Here is a 20,387-nt window from a genome sequence, read left to right as displayed (position 1 = left end):
CTGGGGTCTCCGCCGGTCGTCGCCTGTGGGGGTACACCAAGGAAGTGCTGATCGTGGTGGTCAGTGCGCTGGTGCTGTCCTTCCTGATCAAGACGTTCTTCTTCCAGTCGTTCTGGATCCCTTCGGGCTCCATGGAGCCCACGCTCGTCTACGGCGACCGCATCCTCGTGACCAAGTGGCGGCCGGACCCGCTGCCACTGCGCCGCGGCGACATTGTCGTGTTCAAGGACCCCGGCGCGTGGCTTGACCACAGCCCCGAGGACGGCGGCAGCCTGCGCTTCATCGGCAAGGAGATCCTCACGTTCACCGGACTTCTCCCCGAGGACGCGGGCGAGCACCTCGTCAAGCGCGTCATCGGCCTTCCAGGGGACCACGTCGAGTGCGACGACCCCGACGGCAAGGTCAAGGTCAACGGCGTGGAGATCACCGAGGACTACATCGCGCCTGGTTCGCGACCGTGCGGCACCACCTTCTCGGTGGCCGTGCCGCAGGGACGCCTGTGGGTCATGGGTGACAACCGCGACAACTCCGCAGACTCTCGCGCCCACATGGGCACCCCGGGCGGCGGAACCGTGCCGCGCGAGAACGTGGTCGGCACCGCCTTCGCGCTCATCTGGCCGTTCGACCGCTTCACCGGCCTGGGCAACCCGTGGGGCGCCGATGCCGTGTCCGAGGACGACCTCGCCACGATGACGCCGGTTCCCACCGCCTCGTCGTAGTCTCGACAGCGTGGGAGCCACGTCGTGACCGTTTCGCTCGAGCGCGAGCGCGCCCTGTGGGACGCGGGCGCGCGCGTGGTCGCGGGCATTGACGAGGTGGGGCGCGGCGCCCTCGCCGCCCCGTCTCCGTTGGCGTCGTTGCCGTCACCGTGTGCGAGACCTGGCCGGACGGCCTCGCGGATTCCAAGGAATTGACCCGCCTCCAGCGCGAGGCCCTATGCCCGACGCTGTTTGAGTTTGGCGTTTCGCGCGCCGTTGGCCATGCGTCGCCTGGGGAGATCGACGAGTTCGGGATCGTGGGCGCGCTGAGGCTGGCCGGGCTACGCGCGCTCGCGGCCGTTGGCAGCGTGGACGCCGTGCTGCTCGACGGCAAGCACGACTGGCTCACGGTCGCACCCACGCTCATGGATCCGGAGCCTCAGCCCACGCCGCCCGTCACCATGGTGATCAAGGGAGACTCGCTGTGCGCCTCGATCGCGGCGGCGTCTGTGCTGGCAAAGGTGGAGCGCGATGCGCTGATGCGCGAGGCGCACGACTCGCACCCGCACTACGGCTGGGACGGCAACAAGGGCTACGGCGCGGCCGCGCACCTCGACGCGCTCCGGCGGCTTGGCCCCACTCCGCTGCATCGCGTGTCGTGGAACCTGCCGGTCTAGGGCTCGATCCGCCAGCCGTAGCGGGCGCTGACCGCCTCAACTGCGCCGACCGGGAGCCGCTCTCCGAACGCGTCCCGCGCCGCCGCGAGCAGGGCTCGCGCCGCTGGCTCTGGATCCCGCGCAACCGCAGCGGCGATAGCGCTCGCGAGCGCGGGGAAGGCCCTCTCCACTCGTCGCCGGACGTCGATCGGATCCAACGCGCCCGGGGTGGCAGGCTTCAGTCCGGACCGCGCCGCTCGCAGCAGCGCCGCGACCGCCTCCGAGCGGATGATGTCGCCGCCGCTCACGAGCTCGCCGCGGCGAACGCGCCCCATGCCCTGGTTGATCGCGAAGAGGAACGTGGCGAGCGCGTCCGCCTCGGACACAACATTGACGGGGTAGGGGTTCGCCTGGGCGCTCGCGAGCGCCATCGCCGCGTCGCCGTCGCGATCGAACAGGATGACGCCTTCACCCGCGAGCCACGTGCCGACCTCTTCCGGAGTTCCCACTCCCCACTCGATGAAGCGGCCGTCCCGGAACAGCACCTTGCCGCCCCCGTGCCACTCGACGAGGTGCAGCACCGCGTCTTCGGCGTTGGGCAGCCAGTCCAGCTCGTGCCGATAGCGATCGTGCACGCCGGGCGCGACGATGATGAACAGGTCGAGGTCGGAGAACTCATCGGCGCGCTCGGTGGCGGCCGTGGAGCCGAGCCCGGCGACGCCGACCACGTCGTCGCGCGCCGCGAGGGAGGCCACGACGGAATCCCGCCACGTCACAAAGTCGAGCGTCATGGCACGACCCTGCCACAGCGTCGGGCATGCTCAAGCCGACTTAGGATGGAGCCGTGAGCTCCGAGGACCTTGAAAACTACGAGACCGAGGCCGAACTGGCCCTGTACCGCGAGTACAGGGACGTGGTCGGGCTGTTCCAGTACGTCGTGGAGACCGAGCGCCGGTTCTATCTGGCGAACAAGGTCGACCTCCAGGTGAAGGCCAGTGGGGGAGACATCTACTTCGAGGTGACCATGGCGGACGCGTGGGTGTGGGACGTGTATCGCTCGGCGCGGCTCGTGAAGAACGTGCGCGTGGTGACGTTCAAGGACGTCAACATCGAGGAGCTCGCGCACGACCCCGACTCGATGCCGGACATCCGGCAGCTGCGATCGAGGTAGCCGCGAGGGACGAAGGTCCCACGAAAACTTGACTAAATTTGCAGAGTCTGCAAAAATGCAGATTATGCAAACAGTAGCGCGCCCAGCGACGCCAGAGGCCATGACCGGCCGCGAGGCCAAGCGCGAGCGCACCCGCATCCGCATGGAGACCGCCGCGTGCGAGCTCGCACTCGAGCACGGCTCCGAGCACATCACCGTTGACCAGATCTGCGCCGCGAGCGAGGTCTCCGCGCGCACCTTCTTCAACTACTTCGGCTCTCGCGAGGCCGCGCTGCTCGGTGTGGGCAAGCCCGTGCCCACTCCCGAGGCGGTCGCCGCATACGTCGCCAGCGACGAGCCCGCGTTTGAAGGCTTCATCGCGATGCTCATGGATGCGGCCCTCGCCCGCGAGCCCAACCTGCACCTCATTCGCCTTCGCCGAGAGCTCTTCTTCCGCGAGCCTGCACTCGCGAGCCAATCGTTCGCCCGCAGCATCGCCACCCGCGGCGAGTACGTGAAGATCATTCGCGAGCGTCTTCGCAAGGAGCAGCCGACGGCCTCGGACCCGGAGATCGACGACGAGGCGACCGTCCTGCTCGCCACGGCGCTCGGCATCGTGCAGGTGGTCGGCAATCGATGGATCGAATCCGACGGCACGGCCGATCCGGACCACCTCATTCCTCAAGCCATCGAGCGCCTCAGGCGACTCGTCTAGTCAAAGCCCCGGCCACCGTCGGGCAGTAAAGAAAGTAGAAGGACGCAATCCATGTCCATGCCTTCACTCAAGGCGCCCAAAGGGGAGCAGCACATTGCGCTGATCTTCGTTGGACTCATTACCGCGATGCTTCTCGCATCGCTCAGCAGCACGATCTTCTCGATCGCGCTGCCCACCATCGTGGGCGAGCTCGACGGCGTCAGCCACATGCTGTGGGTGTCGACCGCATACATCCTTGGCTCCACGATCGTCATGCCCCTGTACGGCAAGGCGGGCGACCTCATCGGCCGCAAGAGCCTGCTCATCGCGGCCATCGCCCTGTTCATGGTCGGCTCCGTCGTCGGCGCGCTCGCGAACGGGATGGCGGAACTCATCGTCGGCCGTGCCATTCAGGGCCTCGGCGGCGGTGGCCTCATGATCCTCTCCACGGCGATCATCGCCGAGGTCGTGCCCGCTCGTGAGCGCGGCCGCTATGTGGGCATCATGGGCGGCGTCTTCGCGTTCTCGTCCGTGGCCGGACCGCTGCTCGGCGGCTGGTTCACCGAGTCTCTCGGCTGGCGCTGGTGCCTGTGGATCAACATTCCGCTCGGCCTCATCGCGATCGCCTCGGCGCTTGCGTTCCTGCACCTGCCGCACCGCGAGCGCGAGAAGCGCCCCATCGACTTCACCGGCATGACCCTGCTCGCCGCGGTGTCCACGGCGATCGTGCTCATCACCGTGTGGGGTGGCAGCACGTATGCGTGGAGCTCGACGACGATCCTGGGCCTCATCGCGTTCTCGGTGATCGGCGCGATCGCGTTCGTCGCGGTCGAGCGGCGTGCCGCGGAGCCCGTGATGCCGCTGATGCTGTTCAGCAAGCTCAACTTCAACCTTGTGACGATCGCGGGCCTGCTGATCGGCGTGGCGATGTTCGGCGCGATCGGCTACATGCCCACATACCTGCAGATGGTCGCGGGCGTGGACCCCACGCACGCCGGGTTCCTCATGATCCCGATGATGGGTGGCCTGCTCGTGACGTCTGTGCTCGCCGGCCAGTTCGTGACTCGCACGGGCCGCTACAAGTGGCTCCCGATCATCGGCTCCGCGTTCGTCGCCGTGAGCCTTGGGCTCCTGTCCACCATGAGCGCGACCAACCCCATCTGGATGGTGTGCGTCTACCTGGGAGTGATGGGCATCGGGCTCGGCATGTCGATGCAGATTCTGGTGCTCGTGGTCCAGAACACGTTCCCGATCCGCATGGTCGGCACCGCGACCGCGTCGAACAACTACTTCCGTCAGATCGGCGCCTCGCTCGGTGCCGGCGTGGTGGGATCGCTGTTCACCACTCGGCTCGTGAGCCTGCTCACCGAGCGCCTCTCCGGCCTCGGTGACGCCTCGGGCGGCGCGGGTGACCTCAACGCCTTGACCCCCGACGCGGTGAAGCAGCTCCCCGACGCCGTGCGCGAAGTGATCGTCGCCTCGTACAACGACGCGCTCGCACCCGTCTTCCTGATCATGCTGCCGCTCGCGGTGATCGCCGGCATCCTGCTCGTGTTCGTTCGCGAGGTGCCGCTCAAGACCACGATCGACGAGGGCGAGGCCCTCGTTGAGACGCTCGGGGTGGAGCACGCGAGCCTCGCAGAACTCGAGGCGGAGGCGCACACGAGCGAACTCGCCATGGTCGGCGCCCGCGTCAGCGGCGCGGTAGCGGCCGACGCCGGTGAGGGTTCGGAAGGCACCCTCGCCAACGCGCGGCGCACCAAGCGATAGTCCCGCTTGACCCGAACGGCCCCCGGAACTTCGGTTCCGGGGGCCGTTTTGCGACCGGGCGGGCCCCTGCATCGCAGCCGCGGGGTCCCCCACACGGCGTCGTGGCTCACGTGGACATGCGTGGCGACCTCAAATGGGCTGTGGTGGTCGCCAAACGCCGACTTCGTGACCATCAGGCACCATTCCGGGCGGTGGGATGCGGGACGCTGGCCTGTGCGTGGGTGCTTCGTGACCGACCGCGGCTGAGAACCGGATCCGCACCGATTTCCGCCTGTCTGAGCCGCACTTGGCCCCGGATCCGGTTCCAGGCCGCGGCGGAAGGTCGGGGGAAGGTCGGCGGAAGGTCGGGCGAAGAGCGGGGGAGGGCCGCGGCGGTGTCGCATGAGGGCCGCGGGGAGAGCAGATCGGCACATCGCAAAGAAATACTTGCAAAGAAACTCTTGCAAAGAATGCTTTGCGATGCTACTTTCGTGCCATGAGCGAACCTGAACGCCCCGAACGCATCGTCGATGCGGCCTCCCTCAAGGCGCTTGCGCACCCCCTCCGCGTCGACATGTTCGACCGTCTCGCGATGCTCGGTCCCGCCACGGCGAGCCAGCTCGCGGAGGCGCTCGGCGAGTCCTCGGGCGCCACGAGCTACCACTTGCGGCAGCTCGCGCGCCATGGCTTCATCGAGGAGGACACCGATCGCGGAACCGCCAAGGAGCGCTACTGGCGCGTCCCCAGGGGAGGCGTGACGATGAACCCCACCGACTTCGAGCTCGGGTCCGCCGAGTACGAGGCAGGCACGCTCGTGGTCCGTCAGATGACGGAGCAGCGGTTTCGTCACGTCGACAACTTCATCCGTCGCGGAGACAGGGAGTTCGGCCCCGAGTGGGTGAACTCGTCCACGCTGATGACCGCGCGCGCGTCCCTCACCGCCGAGGAGCTCGGCGCGGTCAACGCGGAGATCGCCAAGGCGATCGACGCCATTCTCGACAACTACCGCGACCGCGGCACCGTGCCCGGCGCGCGTGCGGTCGTACTGCAATACAACGGGTTCCCGCTGGTCGGCGCGCCCGAACCGGAGGAGGAATCATGACAACCGAGGCAACGCAGGGGCCCGAGTCAACCACGGCGTCGGCCGGGCTTGAGGCGCCTTTGGGCGCCTATGGGGCGCCGCCATGACGTCAAACCTGGCCGACGGCATCGCCCGTCTCGCGATCCCGCTCGCGGCCGTTGCGCTCACCAAGGATCCGATGGCGATCGCGTTGCTGGGTGCTCTCATGTACGTGCCGTGGCTGCTGTTCGGCGTGCCAGCAGGCATGATCGTCGACCGCATCGACAGGCGCTACGCGATGGCGATCGCCAACGCGGCGCGCCTCGTCGCCGCCGCGGGTGTGGCCCTGTGCATCGCGAGCGACAACGTGACGATCGCGGTGCTCGCGATCGCGACCGTAGTCTTCGGCCTTGGCGAGACCCTCTTCGACAACGCGACAACCGCCATCACGCCGTCGCTGGTCAAGAAGGAGGGGCTCGACAAGGCGAACGGGATGATCCAGGCGGCTCAGACCGGCGTCGACATGTTCGTGGCCACGCCGATTTCCGGCGTGCTGTACTCGATCGCGGTCATCCTGCCGATGATCGTCGGCGGGGCCGGGTATGCGATCGCCGCGCTGCTAGTGCTGACCCTCCCGGTGGCCGCAGCGAAGAGCCGGCACGAGTCTGGCGAGCTCGTGGATCCTGTGCCGCTCAAGGAGGCCGTTGGCTTCGTGTGGCACCACCGCTACCTGCGCTCGCTCGTGCTGTTCACCACCGCGATCGGCACCGCCTTCGCGCTTGCGCAGGCCGTGACGGCTCTGCTGTACCTGGACCGGTTCGCCATCAAGGCCCAATGGTTCGGCGTGGTGACTGCAGGGATCGGCATCGGCGCGGTCGCAGGGTCCCTCCTTGCCGGTGCGAGCGTGAAGAAGTTCGGCCGCGGGCACACGATGCTGTGGGCGTCGATGATCGCAGGCGTTGGCCTCGTGGGCGTTGGGTTCGCCCCGAACGCGTGGCTCGCGACCGTCGCCTATGGCCTGAGCGCGGCCGGCGTCTCGATGTGGAACGTTCCGTGGGGCTCACTCCGCCAGGCGATCATCCCTGGGCACATGCTCGGCCGCGCAATCGGCTCGATCCGGACCTTCGCCTGGAGCCTCATGCCGCTCGCAGTGCTCGCCGGCGGGTGGATCGCCAAGGTGGACCTGCAGCTGCCATACATCGTCGGCGGCGTCGTATCCGTCGTTGTCACGATTGGCGGAGCTCGCCTGCTGCTCCAGGCAGACAAGCACTTCCCGGTCGACGCTCCGGCTGAGCCGGCTGCCGACGTCACCGAGGCCGTGGTCGCCTGAGGCGCTGCCGCCCAACCCGCGTCCCCAGCCAAGGGTGAGGCTGGCGCTATCCCCAGATCCAGCGTCGGCCCGCAACGCCGAACCCTCCACCGCCCCACGCTTGGGCGGTGGAGGTGGCGATGGCGGCCAAGGATGAGATCGGCAGGCACGGGGAGCGCGTGGTCGCTCGCCTGCTCGAGGAGCACGGCTGGGAGGTGCTCGCGCGCAACTGGCGGTGCCCCATGGGGGAGCTCGACATCGTCGCGGTCGACGGCGAGTGCCTCGTTGCGGTGGAGGTGAAGACGCGTCGCAGCGCGCAGTTCGGCTCTCCGCAAGAGGCCGTGACCGCGGCGAAGCTGGGCCGACTGCGCAGGCTCGTCGGCGCGTGGCTCGCCGCTCAGGACCGTCGCTTCCGCGAGATCCGCATCGACGTGTGCGCGGTGACGCTGCCGCGATCCGGTGCCGCCGTGGTTGAGCACCTGCGGGGCGTCGGGTGATCGGGCGCGCGCGGGCGATCGCGCTCGCCGGTCTCGCGGGGCACGTCGTGGACGTGGAGGCGCACCTCGCGGCCGCGCTTCCCGGGTTCACCATCGTGGGCCTGCCCGACGCTTCGCTCCAGGAGTCTCGCGATCGCGTTCGCGCCGCGGTGGCGTCGTCGGGGCTCGAGTGGCCCATCAGGCGCATCACCGTGAATCTCTCGCCGGCGTCCCTTCCCAAGACGGGGTCGACCACAGACCTCGCGATCGCGGTGGCAATCCTCGCCGCGGCCGGTCAGGTGGAGGCCAAGGCCGCCGCGCGGGCCGTCTACCTGGGCGAGCTTGGGCTGGACGGGGCCGTCCGTCCCGTTCGGGGCGTGCTGCCCGCCGTGGCGGCGGCGGCGGCCGCCGGATTCTCTGCAGTGGTGGTTCCCGAGGGGAACGCCGCGGAGGCGAGGCTCGTCGAGGGGGCTCGCGTGACGGCCGTGAGCTCTCTCGGCGAACTCGCGCGGCTCCTGGGCAACGAGCACGCTGTGCTCGCACCTGTTGCGGTCGGCGGTGCGGCTCCTGCGGTTTCGGTAGGGCCTCCGCCTGGGGACATGAGCGACGTCCGCGGGCAAGAGGGGGCGAGGCGCGCCCTCGAGGTCGCGGCTGCCGGCGGCCATCACCTCTTCATGGTGGGGGCGCCCGGTGTGGGCAAGACGATGCTCGCGAATCGCATGTCCGGACTGCTGCCGGACCTGGATGTTGACGACGCGGTGACGGTGACGGGCGTGCACTCCCTGTGCGGGACCTTCGATCCGAGTGCCGGGCTGATGGTCAGGCCGCCCTTTGAGGCGCCGCATCACTCGGCGTCCGCGGCCGCGATCGTCGGCGGGGGCTCGATGCTCGCGCGGCCCGGCGCCATCAGCCGCGCCCACGCCGGGGTGCTTTTCCTGGACGAGGCGCCCGAGTTCCCCGCGCGCGTGCTCGACACACTGCGCCAGCCACTCGAGTCCGGCGAGATCGTGCTGCACCGCGCGCACGGTGCCGCTCGCTACCCCGCCCGATTCCAGCTGGTGCTGGCGGCGAACCCGTGCCCTTGCGGCAACAAGGGAGTACGAGGCGTCCGCTGCACGTGCTCGCCCATCCAGGAGCGCCGGTACTTGGCGCGGCTCTCTGGCCCGCTCCTCGACCGCATCGACATCCGCATCGACGTGGCACCCGTGAGGCGTGGGGCCACGGAGGGTGAGGCGACGGCGGCCGTCGCGGAACGCGTTGGCCGGGCCCGTGCCGCGGCACGCGAGCGTCTCGCAGGCACGGGCTGGAGCATCAACGCGCAGGTGGGCGCGCGCTGGCTCCGCGCCAACACCCCTGGCAGATCCCTTGAGGTTGCCCAGAGGTCACTCGACAACGGCGAGGTATCGGCGCGCGGGCTGGATCGCTCGCTGCGCGTCGCGTGGTCGATCGCCGATCTTGCGGGGACTCCGGCTCCCGGACCGGGACAGGTGCTTGAGGCGCTCGGGTTGAGGAACAGGGGTGGCCAGTGAGCACGCTTGATGACGCGATGGGAGGCGAGGAGCGAGCGGCGCTCGTCGCGTGGAGCGCGATCGCGGAGGGCGCCGACGCCGTGGCCTCGTGGCTTGTCGCGGAACTCGGCGCGAGCGCCGCGCTCGCATGGGTCCGCGACGCCGCCGCGGACCCCGTGGCCGCCACGATGCGCCTGGCGCCGCTCGCGCCGGTGGCGACGCTCGACAAGGCGGTCGCGGCCGCGGAGCGATGGATCGCCAGGCTCGATGATGCGGACCCGGCAGGGCACGTGCGGCGGGCGCGAGCAGTCGGCGCGCGGGTCGTGACTCGTGAGGACGACGAGTGGCCTTCGCGCCTCGACGACCTCGGCGCTAGGGCGCCGTACGCGCTGTGGGTGCGCGGAGGGGGAGACCTGCGCGCCCTCCTCGACCGCTCGGTGGCGGTTGTTGGGTCGCGTGCGTCGACCGGGTACGGCGAGCACATGGCAGCGGAGATTTCGGGCGGTCTCAGCGACAAGGGCTGGTGCGTCGTGTCTGGGGGCGCGTATGGGATCGACGCTGCAGCGCACAGGGCCGCGCTGACGGGGGCGACTCCAACGGTCGCGGTAATGGCCGGCGGGGTCGACCGTCTATACCCCGCCGGTCACACAGACCTGCTTGGGGCCGTGCTCGAGACGGGCGTCGTGTTCAGCGAGGTCCCCGTCGGGTTTGCGCCGCACCGTTCGCGCTTCCTCGCGCGCAACCGCCTCATCGCCGCGGCTGCGACCACGTGCGTCGTGGAGGCGGCGATGCGCTCCGGGGCGCTCAACACCGTGAATCACGCTCTCGAGTGGGGTCGCGTCGTCGGCGCCGTTCCGGGCCCGGTCACGTCAGTCAGCTCGCAAGGGTGCCACCGGCTGATCCGGGACGGGCTCGCGATCCTCGTGACGGACGCGAGCCATGTCATCGAGCTTGCCGGACCCATCGGTCCAGATGACGAGGTCACGGTGGGGGAGGGCTTCGGCGGGCCGGGCGAACGGGCCGCCTTTGACGCGATCGCGGCGCGAGGCTCGAGGGTCGAGGACATCGCGCGGGGTGCGGGATTGGGGATCGGCGAGGCGATTGCGGCTCTCGCGGGACTCGAGCTCGAGGGCAAGGCGAGCCAGGTCGGTGGAGTGTGGCGTCGAAACAAAACTTCCACAAACTAGGACAAAATACCCCAGAAATCGCGTTACTCCTGTGATTCATGTGACAAATGTGACTGAAGGTATTGATTTGACTGGTGTGACGGTGCCAGATTGTGCCCATGTCATCCACGGTTATGACGAGCGGGATGCTCGTCGACTTCGAGAGGTACCTGCGCCACCAGCGCGGACTCTCGGAAAACACCGTGCGCGCCTACCACGGCGACCTCATGCACCTCGCGGCCTATGTGGCCGCGGTTTCGGGCGAGGCAATGGGCATCGATGACGCCCTCACCGCGACCACGCTCGCGGACCTGCGCGGCTGGCTCGCGGCGATGTCCACCGACGGGCTATCGCGCACCACGCTGGCCCGCCGCGGCGCCGCGTGCCGCGCCTTCTTCTCGTGGGCGGCGGACACGGGTCGCGTGGGCTCCAACCCGGCGCTTCGCCTGGCGTCCGCAAAGCCGACGGTGACCGTCCCCACCGTCATCTCACCCGACGACGTGGTGACGCTCCTCGAGGCCGCCGAGCGTCGCAGCGATGACTCCGACCCGATCCACCTGCGGGACTGGGCCGTCGCGGAACTCCTGTACGCGACGGGAATGCGCGTCGGCGAGCTTGCGGGCCTCGACGTTCGCGACGTGAACCTCGACCAACGGCTCGTGCGCGTGCTCGGCAAGGGCGCGAAGGAGCGAGTGGTCCCGTTCGGCGTCCCGGCGAAGCGAGCCGTGCTCGAGTGGCTCTCTCGCGGACGCCCACAGCTTGCGCGACCGGCCACGGACGCCGCGCTGTTCCTGGGCCAGCGGGGACACCGCGTGGACCAGCGTCAGGTCCGCGCCGCGATCCACAACCTGTGCCGGCTCGCCGGCATCGACGACATCGCCCCCCACGGACTGCGCCACACGGCCGCCACTCACCTGCTGACGGGTGGCTCAGATCTTCGCTCGGTCCAAGAGGTCCTTGGCCACGCAAGCCTCACCACCACCCAGCGCTACACCCACGTGTCCGCCGAACGACTGCGGGCGACCTACCAGTTGGCCCACCCGCGAGCCTGAGGGAGAACCATGTCCGAGCTGAATGCCGTGCTGCGCACACAGGAGATTGACGTCTTCGCCGTAGCCGATCCCACCCACGAACTCACGCAGCTGTGGAAGGACCTCGCCAGCAACCGCCGCGCCATCAGGGCGCGGGCGCGGGAGTCGCTCATCACGCACTACGCGCCGCTCGTGAATCAGGTGGCGCTGCGGATGATCGGCCGCCTTCCCGACACGGTTGAGCTCGGTGACCTCGTCTCCTACGGCATGTTCGGCCTGATCGACGCCGTGGAGCGCTTTGAGCCGGAGCGCGGCTTCAAGTTCGAGACCTACGCGTCCACGCGCATTCGGGGCGCCATCATCGACGAGCTGCGCGCCGCCGACTGGGTGCCCCGCTCGGTGCGTTCCAAGGCGCGAATCGTGGAGCAGGCCACGCGCGCTCTGGAACAGGAGCTCATGCGGCAGGTGACGGACGAGGACGTTGCCCGTCAGCTCGGTTGGGCGACGATGGAGGTGCGCACCGTGCGCGCGCAGGTCGCCCTGAGCCATGTTGGGGCACTCGACGCTCTCGGCGGCGCTGACCCGGAGACGAGTCAGCTCGAGACCCTGATCTCTCTCTCGGTTCCCGGCGCCGCGAACTCGGTCGAGGCGACCGAGCGCCGCGAGTTGCTCGCCTGCGCGGTCCAGCAGGTGCGCGACCGCGAGCAGGAGGTGCTGCGCCTCTACTACTACGAGAACCTCACCCTTGCCCAGATCGGCCAGATCCTCGGCGTGACGGAGTCGCGCGTCTCGCAGATCCACTCCGCCGCGGTCAAGAAGCTGCGCGAGAGCCTCGTCAAAACGGGCGCCTTCGAGTAGCGAATCACTTCCGCAAGGGAAGCAGGCGGATCGGCCCAAAGCCCCGCAGCACGTCGAGTGGGTCTAGGTACTCGTCGCCCCGCCGCACGCCCCAGTGGAGGCACGCCCGCGGCGCGCAGTGGCTTCCCGTCAGTTCCAGGGTGCCCACCGGCTGGCCACGGCTCACGCTCTCGCCGAGCCTGACCGACGCCATGACCGGCTCGAGCGTCGACCGCAGCCCAGAGGGGTGAAGCACCACAATCACGCCCCTACCAGCGATGACGCCGGCGAAGGTGACCACACCGTCGCCCGGTGCCCCCACCTCGTCGCCCTGATCCGCCCATAGGTCTACCCCCCGATGGCCCGGGCCCCACTCGGACTCGGGTCTGTCGAACAGCGCGGCTATGTGCAGCGGTAAGGGCGGGTCAAGCGGATCTTGACCAACGGCCGACGCCGGAGAGCCAAGCGCCACGCCAACAAGGAAGCTCGCGGCCGCGAGCGCAAGCAACCCCCGCACCCGAAAAGCGAAAATGGTCACCGGAGAAGCCAACGCCCAACAACCCAGCACCCGCGAAGGTGACCCCCGACGCCTGGGGAGGGGCAGCGTCGGGCCGCTGCCTGGGGACGCGGGTAGCCGGGGGTCCTGCCGTTCCGGTACGATTGATCCCGCATCCGGCATGCCCGGGTGACATCGCGCACCATTCGCAACCACACCGCGTTGCGCCGGAAAGGCGAGGTCTGAGTCCGCTCGGAGCCGATCCGCGATGGTGCCAGGGATTCCGCCTCCCGGCGGCATCGACAACCGAATCAGCGGGGCTCGCCCCCGCGAGAAGACAGTGCGCGAAAGCGTGCGGACAAGGAACCGCCATGGCCGTCGTGACCATGCGCCAGCTGCTCGACTCTGGCGTCCACTTTGGACACCAGACCAGCCGTTGGAACCCCAAGATGAAGCGCTTCATTTTCACCGAGCGCAACGGCATCTACATCATTGACATTCAGCAGTCGCTCACCAAGATCGACCAGGCTTACGAGTTCGTGCGCGACACCGTCGCCCACGGCGGCAGCGTGCTGTTCGTCGGCACCAAGCGCCAGGCGCAGGAGGCCATCGCCGAGCAGGCCGCTCGCGTTGGCATGCCCTACGTGAACGAGCGTTGGCTCGGCGGCATGCTCACCAACTTCCAGACCGTCTCCAAGCGCGTTGCGCGCCTCAAGGAGCTCGAGGAGGTCGACTTCGACGACGTGGCGGCTCCGGTCGCACCAAGAAGGAACTCCTCATGATGCGCCGCGAGTACGACAAGCTCGCGAAGACGCTCACCGGCATCCGCGACATGGCTCGCACGCCTTCGGTGGTGTGGGTCGTCGACACCAACAAGGAGCACCTCGCCGTTGACGAGGCCAAGAAGCTCGGCATCCCCGTCGTGGGCATCCTCGACTCGAACTGCGACCCCGACGAGGTCCAGTACGGCATCCCCGGCAACGACGACGCCATCCGTTCCGTCGGCCTGCTCACCCGCGTGATCGCCGACGCGGTCGCCGAGGGCATCCGCCTGCGCCACACCGCCAAGTCCGGCGAAGAGGCGGAGGTTGAGGAAGAGCCGCTCGCCGAGTGGGAGCAGGAGCTGCTTGGCTCCGGCGACGCGGTCGTCGAGTCCGGTGCCGCGACGGAGACCGCGGTGGAGACCCCCGCCGAGGTTGCCGCCGACGTGGCTGAGGCCGCGGCTGAGGCCGACGCTGTGGCTGAGGCCGACGCTGTGGTTGAGGCCGACGCTGTGGCTGAGGCTGACGCTGTGGTGGAGGCTCCCGCCGAGGAGGCTCCTGCGAAGAAGCCCGCCGCGAAGAAGCCTGCCGCCAAGAAGGCCGCCGTTGCCGATGAGGCCCCCGCCGACGAGGCTCCGGCCGAAGAGGCACCTGCCGACGAGGCCCCCGCCAAGAAGCCCGCCGCGAAGAAGCCCGCCGCGAAGAAGCCGGCAGCCAAGAAGCCGGCCGCCAAGGCCACCGACAAGTAAGGACTGACATGGCGAACTACACCGTCGCCGACATCCAGGCGCTCCGCGAGCGCACTGGTGCCGGCATGCTCGACGTCAAGAAGGCCCTCGACGAGGCCGATGGCGACCAGGAGAAGGCCGTTGAGATCCTCCGCGTGAAGGGCCTCAAGGGCGTCGCGAAGCGCGAGGGCCGCTCGGCCTCCGAGGGGCTCGTCGTGGCCAAGATCGAGGGCGAGGAGGGCGCGCAGGTCGGCACGCTCCTCGAGCTCAACTCGGAGACCGACTTCGTGGCGAAGAACGACAAGTTCATCTCGCTCGCGAACGCCGTGCTCGACGCCGCAGTTGCCGCCAATGCCGACTCGGCAGAGGCCGCGCTTGCGGCCCCGATCGACGGCAAGACCGTCCAGGCGTACCTCGACGAGACCGCCGGCGTGCTCGGCGAGAAGGTCGTGCTTCGCCGCGTGGCCCGCATCGAGGCACCCGTCGTGACCGCGTACCTGCACAAGACCAACAAGGACCTTCCGGCCCAGGTCGGTGTGCTCATCGGCACCGACGTCAAGGCGGCCAACGTCGCCAAGGACGTGGCGATGCACGCCGCTGCCTACTCGCCGCTCTACCTGACGCGTGCCGAGGCCCCGGCCGACGCCGTCGAGAACGAGCGTCGTGTCGCCGAGGAGGTCACGCGTGCGGAGGGCAAGCCCGAGGCCGCGCTCCCCAAGATCGTCGAGGGCCGACTCAACGGCTGGTTCAAGGAGAACGTGCTCGTGGAGCAGGCGTTCGCCAAGGACAACTCCAAGACGGTCGGCAAGGTCGTCGAGGAGACCGGCGGCGAGGTGACCGCCTTCGCTCGCTTCCGTGTGGGAGCCTAAGCACCAAAGGCACCAACACCAACCGATCGCAGCGCGCCGCCAGGAGGATCAATGACTGAGACAAGCCAGGATTCTCCGGCGGCGCGTCGCGTTCTGCTCAAGCTGTCGGGCGAGATGTTCGGTGGGGGAGCGGTCGGCCTCGACGCCGACGTTGTCGCCCGCATCGCGCGCGAGGTGGCCGACGCTGTCAAAGCGGGCGTTCAGGTCGCCATCGTCGTTGGCGGCGGCAATTTCTTCCGCGGCGAAGAGCTGAGCCAGCGTGGGATGCAGCGCTCCCGCGCGGACTACATGGGCATGCTGGGCACGGTGATGAATGCGCTGGCCCTCCAGGACTTCCTTGAGCAGGCCGGCGTCGCCACTCGCGTCCAGACCGCCATCACGATGGGCCAGGTCGCGGAGCCATACATCCCGCTGCGCGCCATTCGCCACCTCGAGAAGGGCCGCGTGGTCATCTTCGCGGCTGGCGCCGGAATGCCGTACTTCTCCACGGACACGGTGAGCGTCCAGCGCGCCCTCGAGACCTCGTGCGCCGAGGTGCTCATGGGAAAGAACGGCGTCGACGCGGTCTACACCGCGGACCCCAACATCGATCCCACGGCAGAGCGGCTCGAGCACCTCACGTACCGTGACGCGCTCAGCAAGCGCCTCAAGGTGATGGACCAGGCCGCCTTCTCGCTCGCGATGGACAACAAGGTGCCGATGGTCGTGTTCGGCCTCGACGCCCCTGGAAATGTGACGCGTGCTCTCCTCGGTGAGAGAATCGGCACGCTGGTGACGGCCTAAGGAGCTGCGCGTGATTGACGAGATCCTCCTCGACGCAGAGGAGAACATGGAACGGGCCCTCGGCGTGGCGAAGGACAACTTCGCCTCGATCCGCACGGGTCAGGCGACCGCATCGATGTTCGCGCACATCCCCGTGGACTACTACGGGGCTCCAACGCCGCTGCAGCAGCTCGCCTCCATCAGCGTGCCGGAGGCCCGCACCGTGCTCATCGCGCCCTACGACCAGAGCGCCAAGAAGGAGATCGAGGCGGCACTGCGCAACTCGGACCTTGGCGTGAATCCGTCGGACGACGGCCACGTGATCCGCATCAACATGCCGATCCTCACCGAAGAGCGGCGCCGGGACTACGTGAAGCTCGCCAAGACCAAGGCCGAGGAGGCCCGCGTCACGGTGCGCAACATGCGTCGCAAGGCCAAGGACTTGATTGACGCCGCCGTGAAGGACGGCGAAGTGGGCGAGGACGACGGCTCCAGGGGTGAGAAGGAGCTTGACGCCCTCACCAAGCGCCACGTCGACGCCATTGACGCGCTGCTCGCCCACAAGGAGAACGAGCTTCTCGAGGTCTGATGGCGGCCGCATTGACCGAGGGCGCGCGATGAGCCTGCTCAACAGGCGCAAAGGCGCGGAGGCAACACAGACGCCAGCGTCGGGCATTGCCGCGGCGAGCGGCGACACCCCACGCGACGGCGTCCCCGCACCCGGCCCCAAGCGCAACCTGTTCGTGGCGACCGTCGTGGGGGTGTCGATCTTCGTCGGCGTGCTCGCGGCCGCGTGGTGGAGCCCGCTGCTGTTCACGATCGGCCTGTATCTGGTGTGCATTGGCGCCGTGTGGGAGTGGCGCTCCGCGCTCCGCGCGTCCGGGCGGCGCATGAGCCTGCTGCCCATCGTGGTCGCGATCGCGGGCATGGGCGTCGCCACCTGGTACGGCAAGTCCGAGGGGCTGATCGTCGCGCTGCTCGTGGCGTGCGCGGGGGTGGTGGCGTGGCGCGTGGTCGACGAGCGCATCGAGAACACGCTCGCCGATTCGCTCGCCTCGATGTTCACCCTGCTGTGGATCCCATTCCTCGCCTCGTTCTTCATCCTGATGGAGCAGTCGCACACCGGCTGGGAGCGCGTCTACATCCTGATCTTTGCCGTCACGGGCAACGACACGGGCGCGCTCATCGCGGGCATGCTCTTCGGCAAGCACAAGATGGCGCCGCGGATCAGCCCCAACAAGACGTGGGAGGGCTTCGTCGGCGGCCTCGTGCTCGGCACGGTCGCGGCGTCCGTGCTCGCGTACTTCATCCTCGACGGCGCGTGGATCACGGGTGCGGTCGTGGGCCTCGCCGCCGCGGCGGCAGCGGTCGTCGGGGATCTTGCTGAGTCCGCGATCAAGCGCGACATCTCGGTCAAGGACATGAGCTCGTTCCTGCCCGGACACGGCGGCATCCTCGACCGGATCGACTCGATGCTCGTCGCGGCGCCGGTCGCGTACGTGGTGTTCGCGCTGCTGCTGGGGTCGTCATGACCGAGCGGCCGCTGCTCGCGATGGCGGCGCCAAAGCCGGGGAAGGCGCCCGCCCACTTCGCGGACATGGATGACGCGGCACGGGCCGACGCTGTGGTCGCCTTGGGGCTCCCGGCTTTCCGCGCCAAGCAGCTCGCCACGCACTACTTCGACCACCTGTCCGTGGACCCCGAGGACATGACGGACCTGCCGGCCGCCTCCCGTGAGGCCACAGCGTCGGCGCTGTTCCCCACCCTCATGACGGAGGTGCGCTCCCTCGAGGCCGATAAGGGAGCGACCCGCAAGACGCTGTGGAACCTCCACGACGGCGTCAAGGTCGAGTCGGTGCTCATGAAGTATCCGGAGCGCGCCACGCTGTGCGTCACGAGCCAGGCCGGGTGCGGCATGGCGTGCCCGTTCTGCGCCACGGGCCAGATGGGTCTCACGCGCAACCTCAGCGCCGCCGAGATCATCGAGCAGGTGCGCCTCGCCGCCCGCCAGGCGCGCGACGGCAAGCTGGGCGGCGACCCCGTGCGGCTGTCCAACGTGGTGTTCATGGGCATGGGGGAGCCGCTCGCCAACTACCGTGCGGTGATGCAGACCGTGCGCACCCTTGTGGCGCCGCCGCCGCACGGATTTGGCCTGTCTGCCAGGCACGTCACCGTCTCCACGGTGGGACTGGTGACGGGAATCGACCGACTCGCGGGGGAGGGGATCCCCGTGACGCTCGCCCTGTCCCTCCACGCCCCTGACGACGAGCTCCGCGACGAGCTGGTGCCCATCAACACCCGCTGGAAGGTGGACGAGGCGCTCGACGCCGCCCACCGCTACTTCGAGGCAACGGGCCGCCGCGTCTCGATCGAGTATGCGCTCATCCGCGACATCAACGACCACGCGTGGCGCGCCGACCTCTTGGGCCGCAAGCTCAGCGAGCGCGGCGCCGGCTGGGTGCACGTCAACCCCATCCCGCTGAACCCGACGCCCGGCTCCAAGTGGACCGCATCGGACCCCCGCGTGGAGCGCGAATTCGTCGAGACGCTGCGCTCGCACGGCATCCCCACCACGATCCGCGACACTCGCGGCTCCGACATCGACGGAGCGTGCGGTCAGCTCGCGGTCGAGGAGCAGAATCGACCCGTTGGACCTGCCGCTCGCCTGCGCAGAGAAGGCCCGCGCATCGGGAATACTGGTGTGGCCCCCGTCAAGGAGACCACATGAGCGAGCTGTTCCCGCGCACCTCCGCCCTTCGCCACGGTTACGACCGCGGTCAGGTGGAAGAGTTCTTCTCGCGCGCCCGGCAGGCCTACGAGCGTGCCGCGGCGCCCGGAGCGGAGCTGTCGCCCCTCGAGGTGCGCAGGGCCTCGTTCGACCTCAAGCGCGGCGGCTACTCGACGGCCGCCGTGGACTCCGCCCTGGATCGCCTCGAGATCGCGTTCGCGAAGCGCACTCGCGAGACGTTCGTTCGCCAGCACGGCCAGGACGCGTGGATGCAGGACCTCGCGCAGCGCGCCCAGGTTCTCTACCCCAGGCTGCGCCGACCCAAGGGAGAGCGCTTCGCTCACCCCGGCTTCGTGAGCCGCGGCTACGACGCGCGCGAGGTGGACAAGGTGCTCGCCCGTGTGACCTCGTTCTTCGACCGCGGGGAGCCGCTCACCGCGCAGCAGGTGCGCATGGTGGCGTTCGCGCAGGCCACGGGCAAGCGAGCCTACGACGAGGCGACGGTCGACGCATTCCTCGCCCGGACCGTCGACATCCTCCTCGGCGTCGGCGAGGGATGACCCGCACCGTCTCCCTTCTGGGCTCCACGGGCTCCATTGGCACCCAGGCGCTCGAGGTCATCGCGCGCCGTCGCGACCGCTTTGACGTGGTCGCGATCGCGGCCGGCGGTTCCCAGCCCGACGCCGTGGTTGCGCAGGCGCTCGCGTTCCGGCCGCGCTTGGTCGCCCTGGCGTCGGAGGCGGCCTTCTCTCACGTCCGCGATGCGCTTCCCGGCGTCGAGGTGCTCGCGGGGCCCGACGCTGTTGTCGCCGCCGCGGGGCTCGGCGCCGACGTAGTACTCAACGGGGTCACAGGCTCCGTGGGCCTCCGGCCCACGCTCGCTGCGCTCGCCGCAGGCTCCACGCTCGCCCTCGCGAATAAGGAGTCGCTTGTCGCGGGAGGTCGCCTGGTCAAGCGGTCCGTGGTGAGACCGGACCAGATCGTGCCGGTCGATTCCGAGCACTCGGCGCTTGCGCAGGCCCTCCGGAGCGGCGCGAAAGGTGAGGTCAGAAGGCTCGTCGTGACAGCGTCGGGCGGCGCCTTTCGTGGCCGAACGCGAGCCGAGCTCGAGAGCGTCACGTACGAGGATGCCCTCAAGCACCCGACGTGGGACATGGGACCGGTCGTGACCGTGAACTCCGCGAGCCTGGTCAACAAGGCGCTCGAGATGATCGAGGCGCACCTGCTGTTCGATGTGCCTGCCGAGCGGATTCACGTGGTGGTGCATCCGCAGTCGGTGATCCACTCGATGGTGGAGTTCATCGACGGCTCAACCATCGCGCAGGCCTCGCCGCCCGACATGCGGCTGCCCATCGCGCTTGGACTCAGCTGGCCGGAGCGGCTCGATGACGTTGCGGCCCCGCCGGACTGGACGGTGCCGCAGTCCTGGACGTTCGAACCCCTGGACGAGGATGTCTTCCCTGCTATTCGCGTTGCCCGCGAGGCGCTGGCCGCGAGCGAGCTGCACCCCGCGGTGTTCAACGCCGCCAACGAGGAGTGTGTGGCGGCGTTCGCGGTGAGAGATTTGTCATTCCTCGGGATCACGGACACGGTGCGGCGCGTTGTGGAGGCGTACGAGGGCGCGGACGCGTCCTCTGTTGAGGCCGTCGAGGACGCGGAGGCCTGGGCGCGAGCCCGGGCGCGCGAACTCATTGCGAACGTAGGGTGAG

The 20,387-nt window shown here is 69.0% G+C and carries 20 protein-coding genes and 2 pseudogenes; 20 read left to right on the top strand and 2 right to left on the bottom strand.

What is annotated here, in order from left to right:
- The first annotated feature begins 44 nt into the window (after window positions 1–44).
- Both lepB and NVV57_01090 read left to right on the top strand, forming a co-directional pair.
- Entirely contained in the window at window positions 45–719 is a 675-nt protein-coding gene (gene lepB, locus NVV57_01095; protein MCR6711353.1) for a signal peptidase I, read from the top strand.
- Window positions 720–743: 24 nt separating this feature from the next.
- A pseudogene (locus NVV57_01090) lies at window positions 744–1,375 on the top strand (ribonuclease HII).
- Here NVV57_01090 and NVV57_01085 read toward each other — a convergent pair.
- Window positions 1,372–2,145, bottom strand: coding sequence for a hypothetical protein (locus tag NVV57_01085; protein MCR6711352.1), 774 nt, complete (start codon window positions 2,143–2,145; stop codon window positions 1,372–1,374). The pseudogene NVV57_01090 and the gene NVV57_01085 overlap by 4 nt on opposite strands.
- Window positions 2,146–2,198: 53 nt before the next feature.
- Between NVV57_01085 and NVV57_01080 the strand changes: the two genes are divergently transcribed.
- The 10 genes from NVV57_01080 to NVV57_01035 all read left to right on the top strand — a co-directional run bounded on the left by NVV57_01080 (window position 2,199) and on the right by NVV57_01035 (window position 12,355).
- The gene (locus NVV57_01080) at window positions 2,199–2,525 is read left to right on the top strand and encodes a DUF2469 domain-containing protein (protein MCR6711351.1); all 327 of its coding nucleotides are present in this window, start codon (window positions 2,199–2,201) and stop codon (window positions 2,523–2,525) included.
- Between the two features lie 55 nt (window positions 2,526–2,580).
- Window positions 2,581–3,219, top strand: a complete 639-nt coding sequence (locus tag NVV57_01075; protein MCR6711350.1) for a TetR/AcrR family transcriptional regulator — start codon at window positions 2,581–2,583, stop codon at window positions 3,217–3,219.
- Between the two features lie 51 nt (window positions 3,220–3,270).
- Window positions 3,271–4,968 (top strand): MFS transporter, encoded by a 1,698-nt coding sequence (locus NVV57_01070; protein ID MCR6711349.1) that lies wholly within the window; start codon window positions 3,271–3,273, stop codon window positions 4,966–4,968.
- A 475-nt stretch (window positions 4,969–5,443) separates the two neighbouring features.
- On the top strand, window positions 5,444–6,049 hold the full coding sequence (locus tag NVV57_01065) for a helix-turn-helix domain-containing protein (protein ID MCR6711348.1): 606 nt from the start codon (window positions 5,444–5,446) through the stop codon (window positions 6,047–6,049).
- Between the two features lie 82 nt (window positions 6,050–6,131).
- On the top strand, window positions 6,132–7,337 hold the full coding sequence (locus NVV57_01060) for an MFS transporter (protein MCR6711347.1): 1,206 nt from the start codon (window positions 6,132–6,134) through the stop codon (window positions 7,335–7,337).
- Window positions 7,338–7,456: 119 nt separating this feature from the next.
- Complete coding sequence (locus NVV57_01055; GenBank protein MCR6711346.1) at window positions 7,457–7,813, top strand: YraN family protein; 357 nt, start codon at window positions 7,457–7,459, stop codon at window positions 7,811–7,813.
- Entirely contained in the window at window positions 7,810–9,321 is a 1,512-nt protein-coding gene (locus NVV57_01050) for a YifB family Mg chelatase-like AAA ATPase (GenBank protein ID MCR6711345.1), read from the top strand. The genes NVV57_01055 and NVV57_01050 overlap by 4 nt, the downstream gene beginning before the upstream one ends.
- Window positions 9,318–10,487 (top strand): DNA-processing protein DprA, encoded by a 1,170-nt coding sequence (dprA, locus tag NVV57_01045; protein ID MCR6711344.1) that lies wholly within the window; start codon window positions 9,318–9,320, stop codon window positions 10,485–10,487. Before NVV57_01050 ends, dprA begins: the two co-directional genes overlap by 4 nt.
- A 98-nt stretch (window positions 10,488–10,585) precedes the next feature.
- Window positions 10,586–11,518: a tyrosine recombinase XerC gene (locus NVV57_01040; protein MCR6711343.1), complete on the top strand. Its 933-nt coding sequence runs from the start codon at window positions 10,586–10,588 to the stop codon at window positions 11,516–11,518.
- A gap of 9 nt (window positions 11,519–11,527) precedes the next feature.
- Window positions 11,528–12,355 (top strand): FliA/WhiG family RNA polymerase sigma factor, encoded by an 828-nt coding sequence (locus tag NVV57_01035; GenBank protein ID MCR6711342.1) that lies wholly within the window; start codon window positions 11,528–11,530, stop codon window positions 12,353–12,355.
- A 4-nt stretch (window positions 12,356–12,359) separates the two neighbouring features.
- Here the strand turns inward: NVV57_01035 and NVV57_01030 are convergent, their stop codons facing one another.
- Window positions 12,360–12,872 carry a M23 family metallopeptidase gene (locus NVV57_01030; GenBank protein ID MCR6711341.1) on the bottom strand — a complete coding sequence of 171 codons (513 nt, stop codon included), beginning with the start codon at window positions 12,870–12,872 and terminating at the stop codon, window positions 12,360–12,362.
- A 329-nt stretch (window positions 12,873–13,201) separates the two neighbouring features.
- Here NVV57_01030 and rpsB point away from each other — a divergent pair.
- The 8 genes and pseudogenes from rpsB to dxr all read left to right on the top strand — a co-directional run bounded on the left by rpsB (window position 13,202) and on the right by dxr (window position 20,386).
- Window positions 13,202–14,076 (top strand): annotated as a pseudogene (gene rpsB, locus NVV57_01025) (30S ribosomal protein S2).
- A gap of 272 nt (window positions 14,077–14,348) precedes the next feature.
- Entirely contained in the window at window positions 14,349–15,188 is an 840-nt protein-coding gene (gene tsf / locus NVV57_01020; protein ID MCR6711340.1) for a translation elongation factor Ts, read from the top strand.
- Window positions 15,189–15,239: 51 nt separating this feature from the next.
- On the top strand, window positions 15,240–15,971 hold the full coding sequence (gene pyrH, locus NVV57_01015) for a UMP kinase (GenBank protein ID MCR6711339.1): 732 nt from the start codon (window positions 15,240–15,242) through the stop codon (window positions 15,969–15,971).
- A gap of 10 nt (window positions 15,972–15,981) precedes the next feature.
- Entirely contained in the window at window positions 15,982–16,539 is a 558-nt protein-coding gene (frr, locus tag NVV57_01010; protein MCR6711338.1) for a ribosome recycling factor, read from the top strand.
- A 28-nt stretch (window positions 16,540–16,567) separates the two neighbouring features.
- Window positions 16,568–17,482, top strand: a complete 915-nt coding sequence (locus NVV57_01005) for a phosphatidate cytidylyltransferase (GenBank protein MCR6711337.1) — start codon at window positions 16,568–16,570, stop codon at window positions 17,480–17,482.
- Window positions 17,479–18,678, top strand: coding sequence for a 23S rRNA (adenine(2503)-C(2))-methyltransferase RlmN (rlmN, locus tag NVV57_01000; protein MCR6711336.1), 1,200 nt, complete (start codon window positions 17,479–17,481; stop codon window positions 18,676–18,678). Before NVV57_01005 ends, rlmN begins: the two co-directional genes overlap by 4 nt.
- Window positions 18,675–19,238 (top strand): DivIVA domain-containing protein, encoded by a 564-nt coding sequence (locus tag NVV57_00995; GenBank protein MCR6711335.1) that lies wholly within the window; start codon window positions 18,675–18,677, stop codon window positions 19,236–19,238. The genes rlmN and NVV57_00995 overlap by 4 nt, the downstream gene beginning before the upstream one ends.
- Window positions 19,235–20,386, top strand: coding sequence for a 1-deoxy-D-xylulose-5-phosphate reductoisomerase (gene dxr, locus NVV57_00990; GenBank protein ID MCR6711334.1), 1,152 nt, complete (start codon window positions 19,235–19,237; stop codon window positions 20,384–20,386). Before NVV57_00995 ends, dxr begins: the two co-directional genes overlap by 4 nt.
- Window position 20,387 lies beyond the last annotated feature (1 nt).

It is taken from the genome of Demequina sp., assembly GCA_024707205.1.
GTDB lineage: Bacteria > Actinomycetota > Actinomycetes > Actinomycetales > Demequinaceae > Demequina.
This window is presented reverse-complemented; position numbering and strand designations above follow the sequence as displayed.

Bases quoted from the DNA above. Each gene is read 5' to 3' on its own strand.
- NVV57_01055 (MCR6711346.1), top strand. From the start codon at position 7,457: ATGGCGGCCAAGGATGAGATCGGCAGGCACGGGGAGCGCGTGGTCGCT.
- dxr (MCR6711334.1), top strand. From the start codon at position 19,235: ATGACCCGCACCGTCTCCCTTCTGGGCTCCACGGGCTCCATTGGCACC.
- NVV57_01035 (MCR6711342.1), top strand. From the start codon at position 11,528: ATGTCCGAGCTGAATGCCGTGCTGCGCACACAGGAGATTGACGTCTTC.
- pyrH (MCR6711339.1), top strand. From the start codon at position 15,240: ATGACTGAGACAAGCCAGGATTCTCCGGCGGCGCGTCGCGTTCTGCTC.
- NVV57_00995 (MCR6711335.1), top strand. From the start codon at position 18,675: ATGAGCGAGCTGTTCCCGCGCACCTCCGCCCTTCGCCACGGTTACGAC.
- tsf (MCR6711340.1), top strand. From the start codon at position 14,349: ATGGCGAACTACACCGTCGCCGACATCCAGGCGCTCCGCGAGCGCACT.
- NVV57_01060 (MCR6711347.1), top strand. From the start codon at position 6,132: ATGACGTCAAACCTGGCCGACGGCATCGCCCGTCTCGCGATCCCGCTC.
- NVV57_01005 (MCR6711337.1), top strand. From the start codon at position 16,568: ATGAGCCTGCTCAACAGGCGCAAAGGCGCGGAGGCAACACAGACGCCA.
- NVV57_01070 (MCR6711349.1), top strand. From the start codon at position 3,271: ATGTCCATGCCTTCACTCAAGGCGCCCAAAGGGGAGCAGCACATTGCG.
- NVV57_01085 (MCR6711352.1), bottom strand. From the start codon at position 2,145: ATGACGCTCGACTTTGTGACGTGGCGGGATTCCGTCGTGGCCTCCCTC.
- NVV57_01040 (MCR6711343.1), top strand. From the start codon at position 10,586: ATGTCATCCACGGTTATGACGAGCGGGATGCTCGTCGACTTCGAGAGG.
- rlmN (MCR6711336.1), top strand. From the start codon at position 17,479: ATGACCGAGCGGCCGCTGCTCGCGATGGCGGCGCCAAAGCCGGGGAAG.
- NVV57_01075 (MCR6711350.1), top strand. From the start codon at position 2,581: ATGCAGATTATGCAAACAGTAGCGCGCCCAGCGACGCCAGAGGCCATG.
- NVV57_01065 (MCR6711348.1), top strand. From the start codon at position 5,444: ATGAGCGAACCTGAACGCCCCGAACGCATCGTCGATGCGGCCTCCCTC.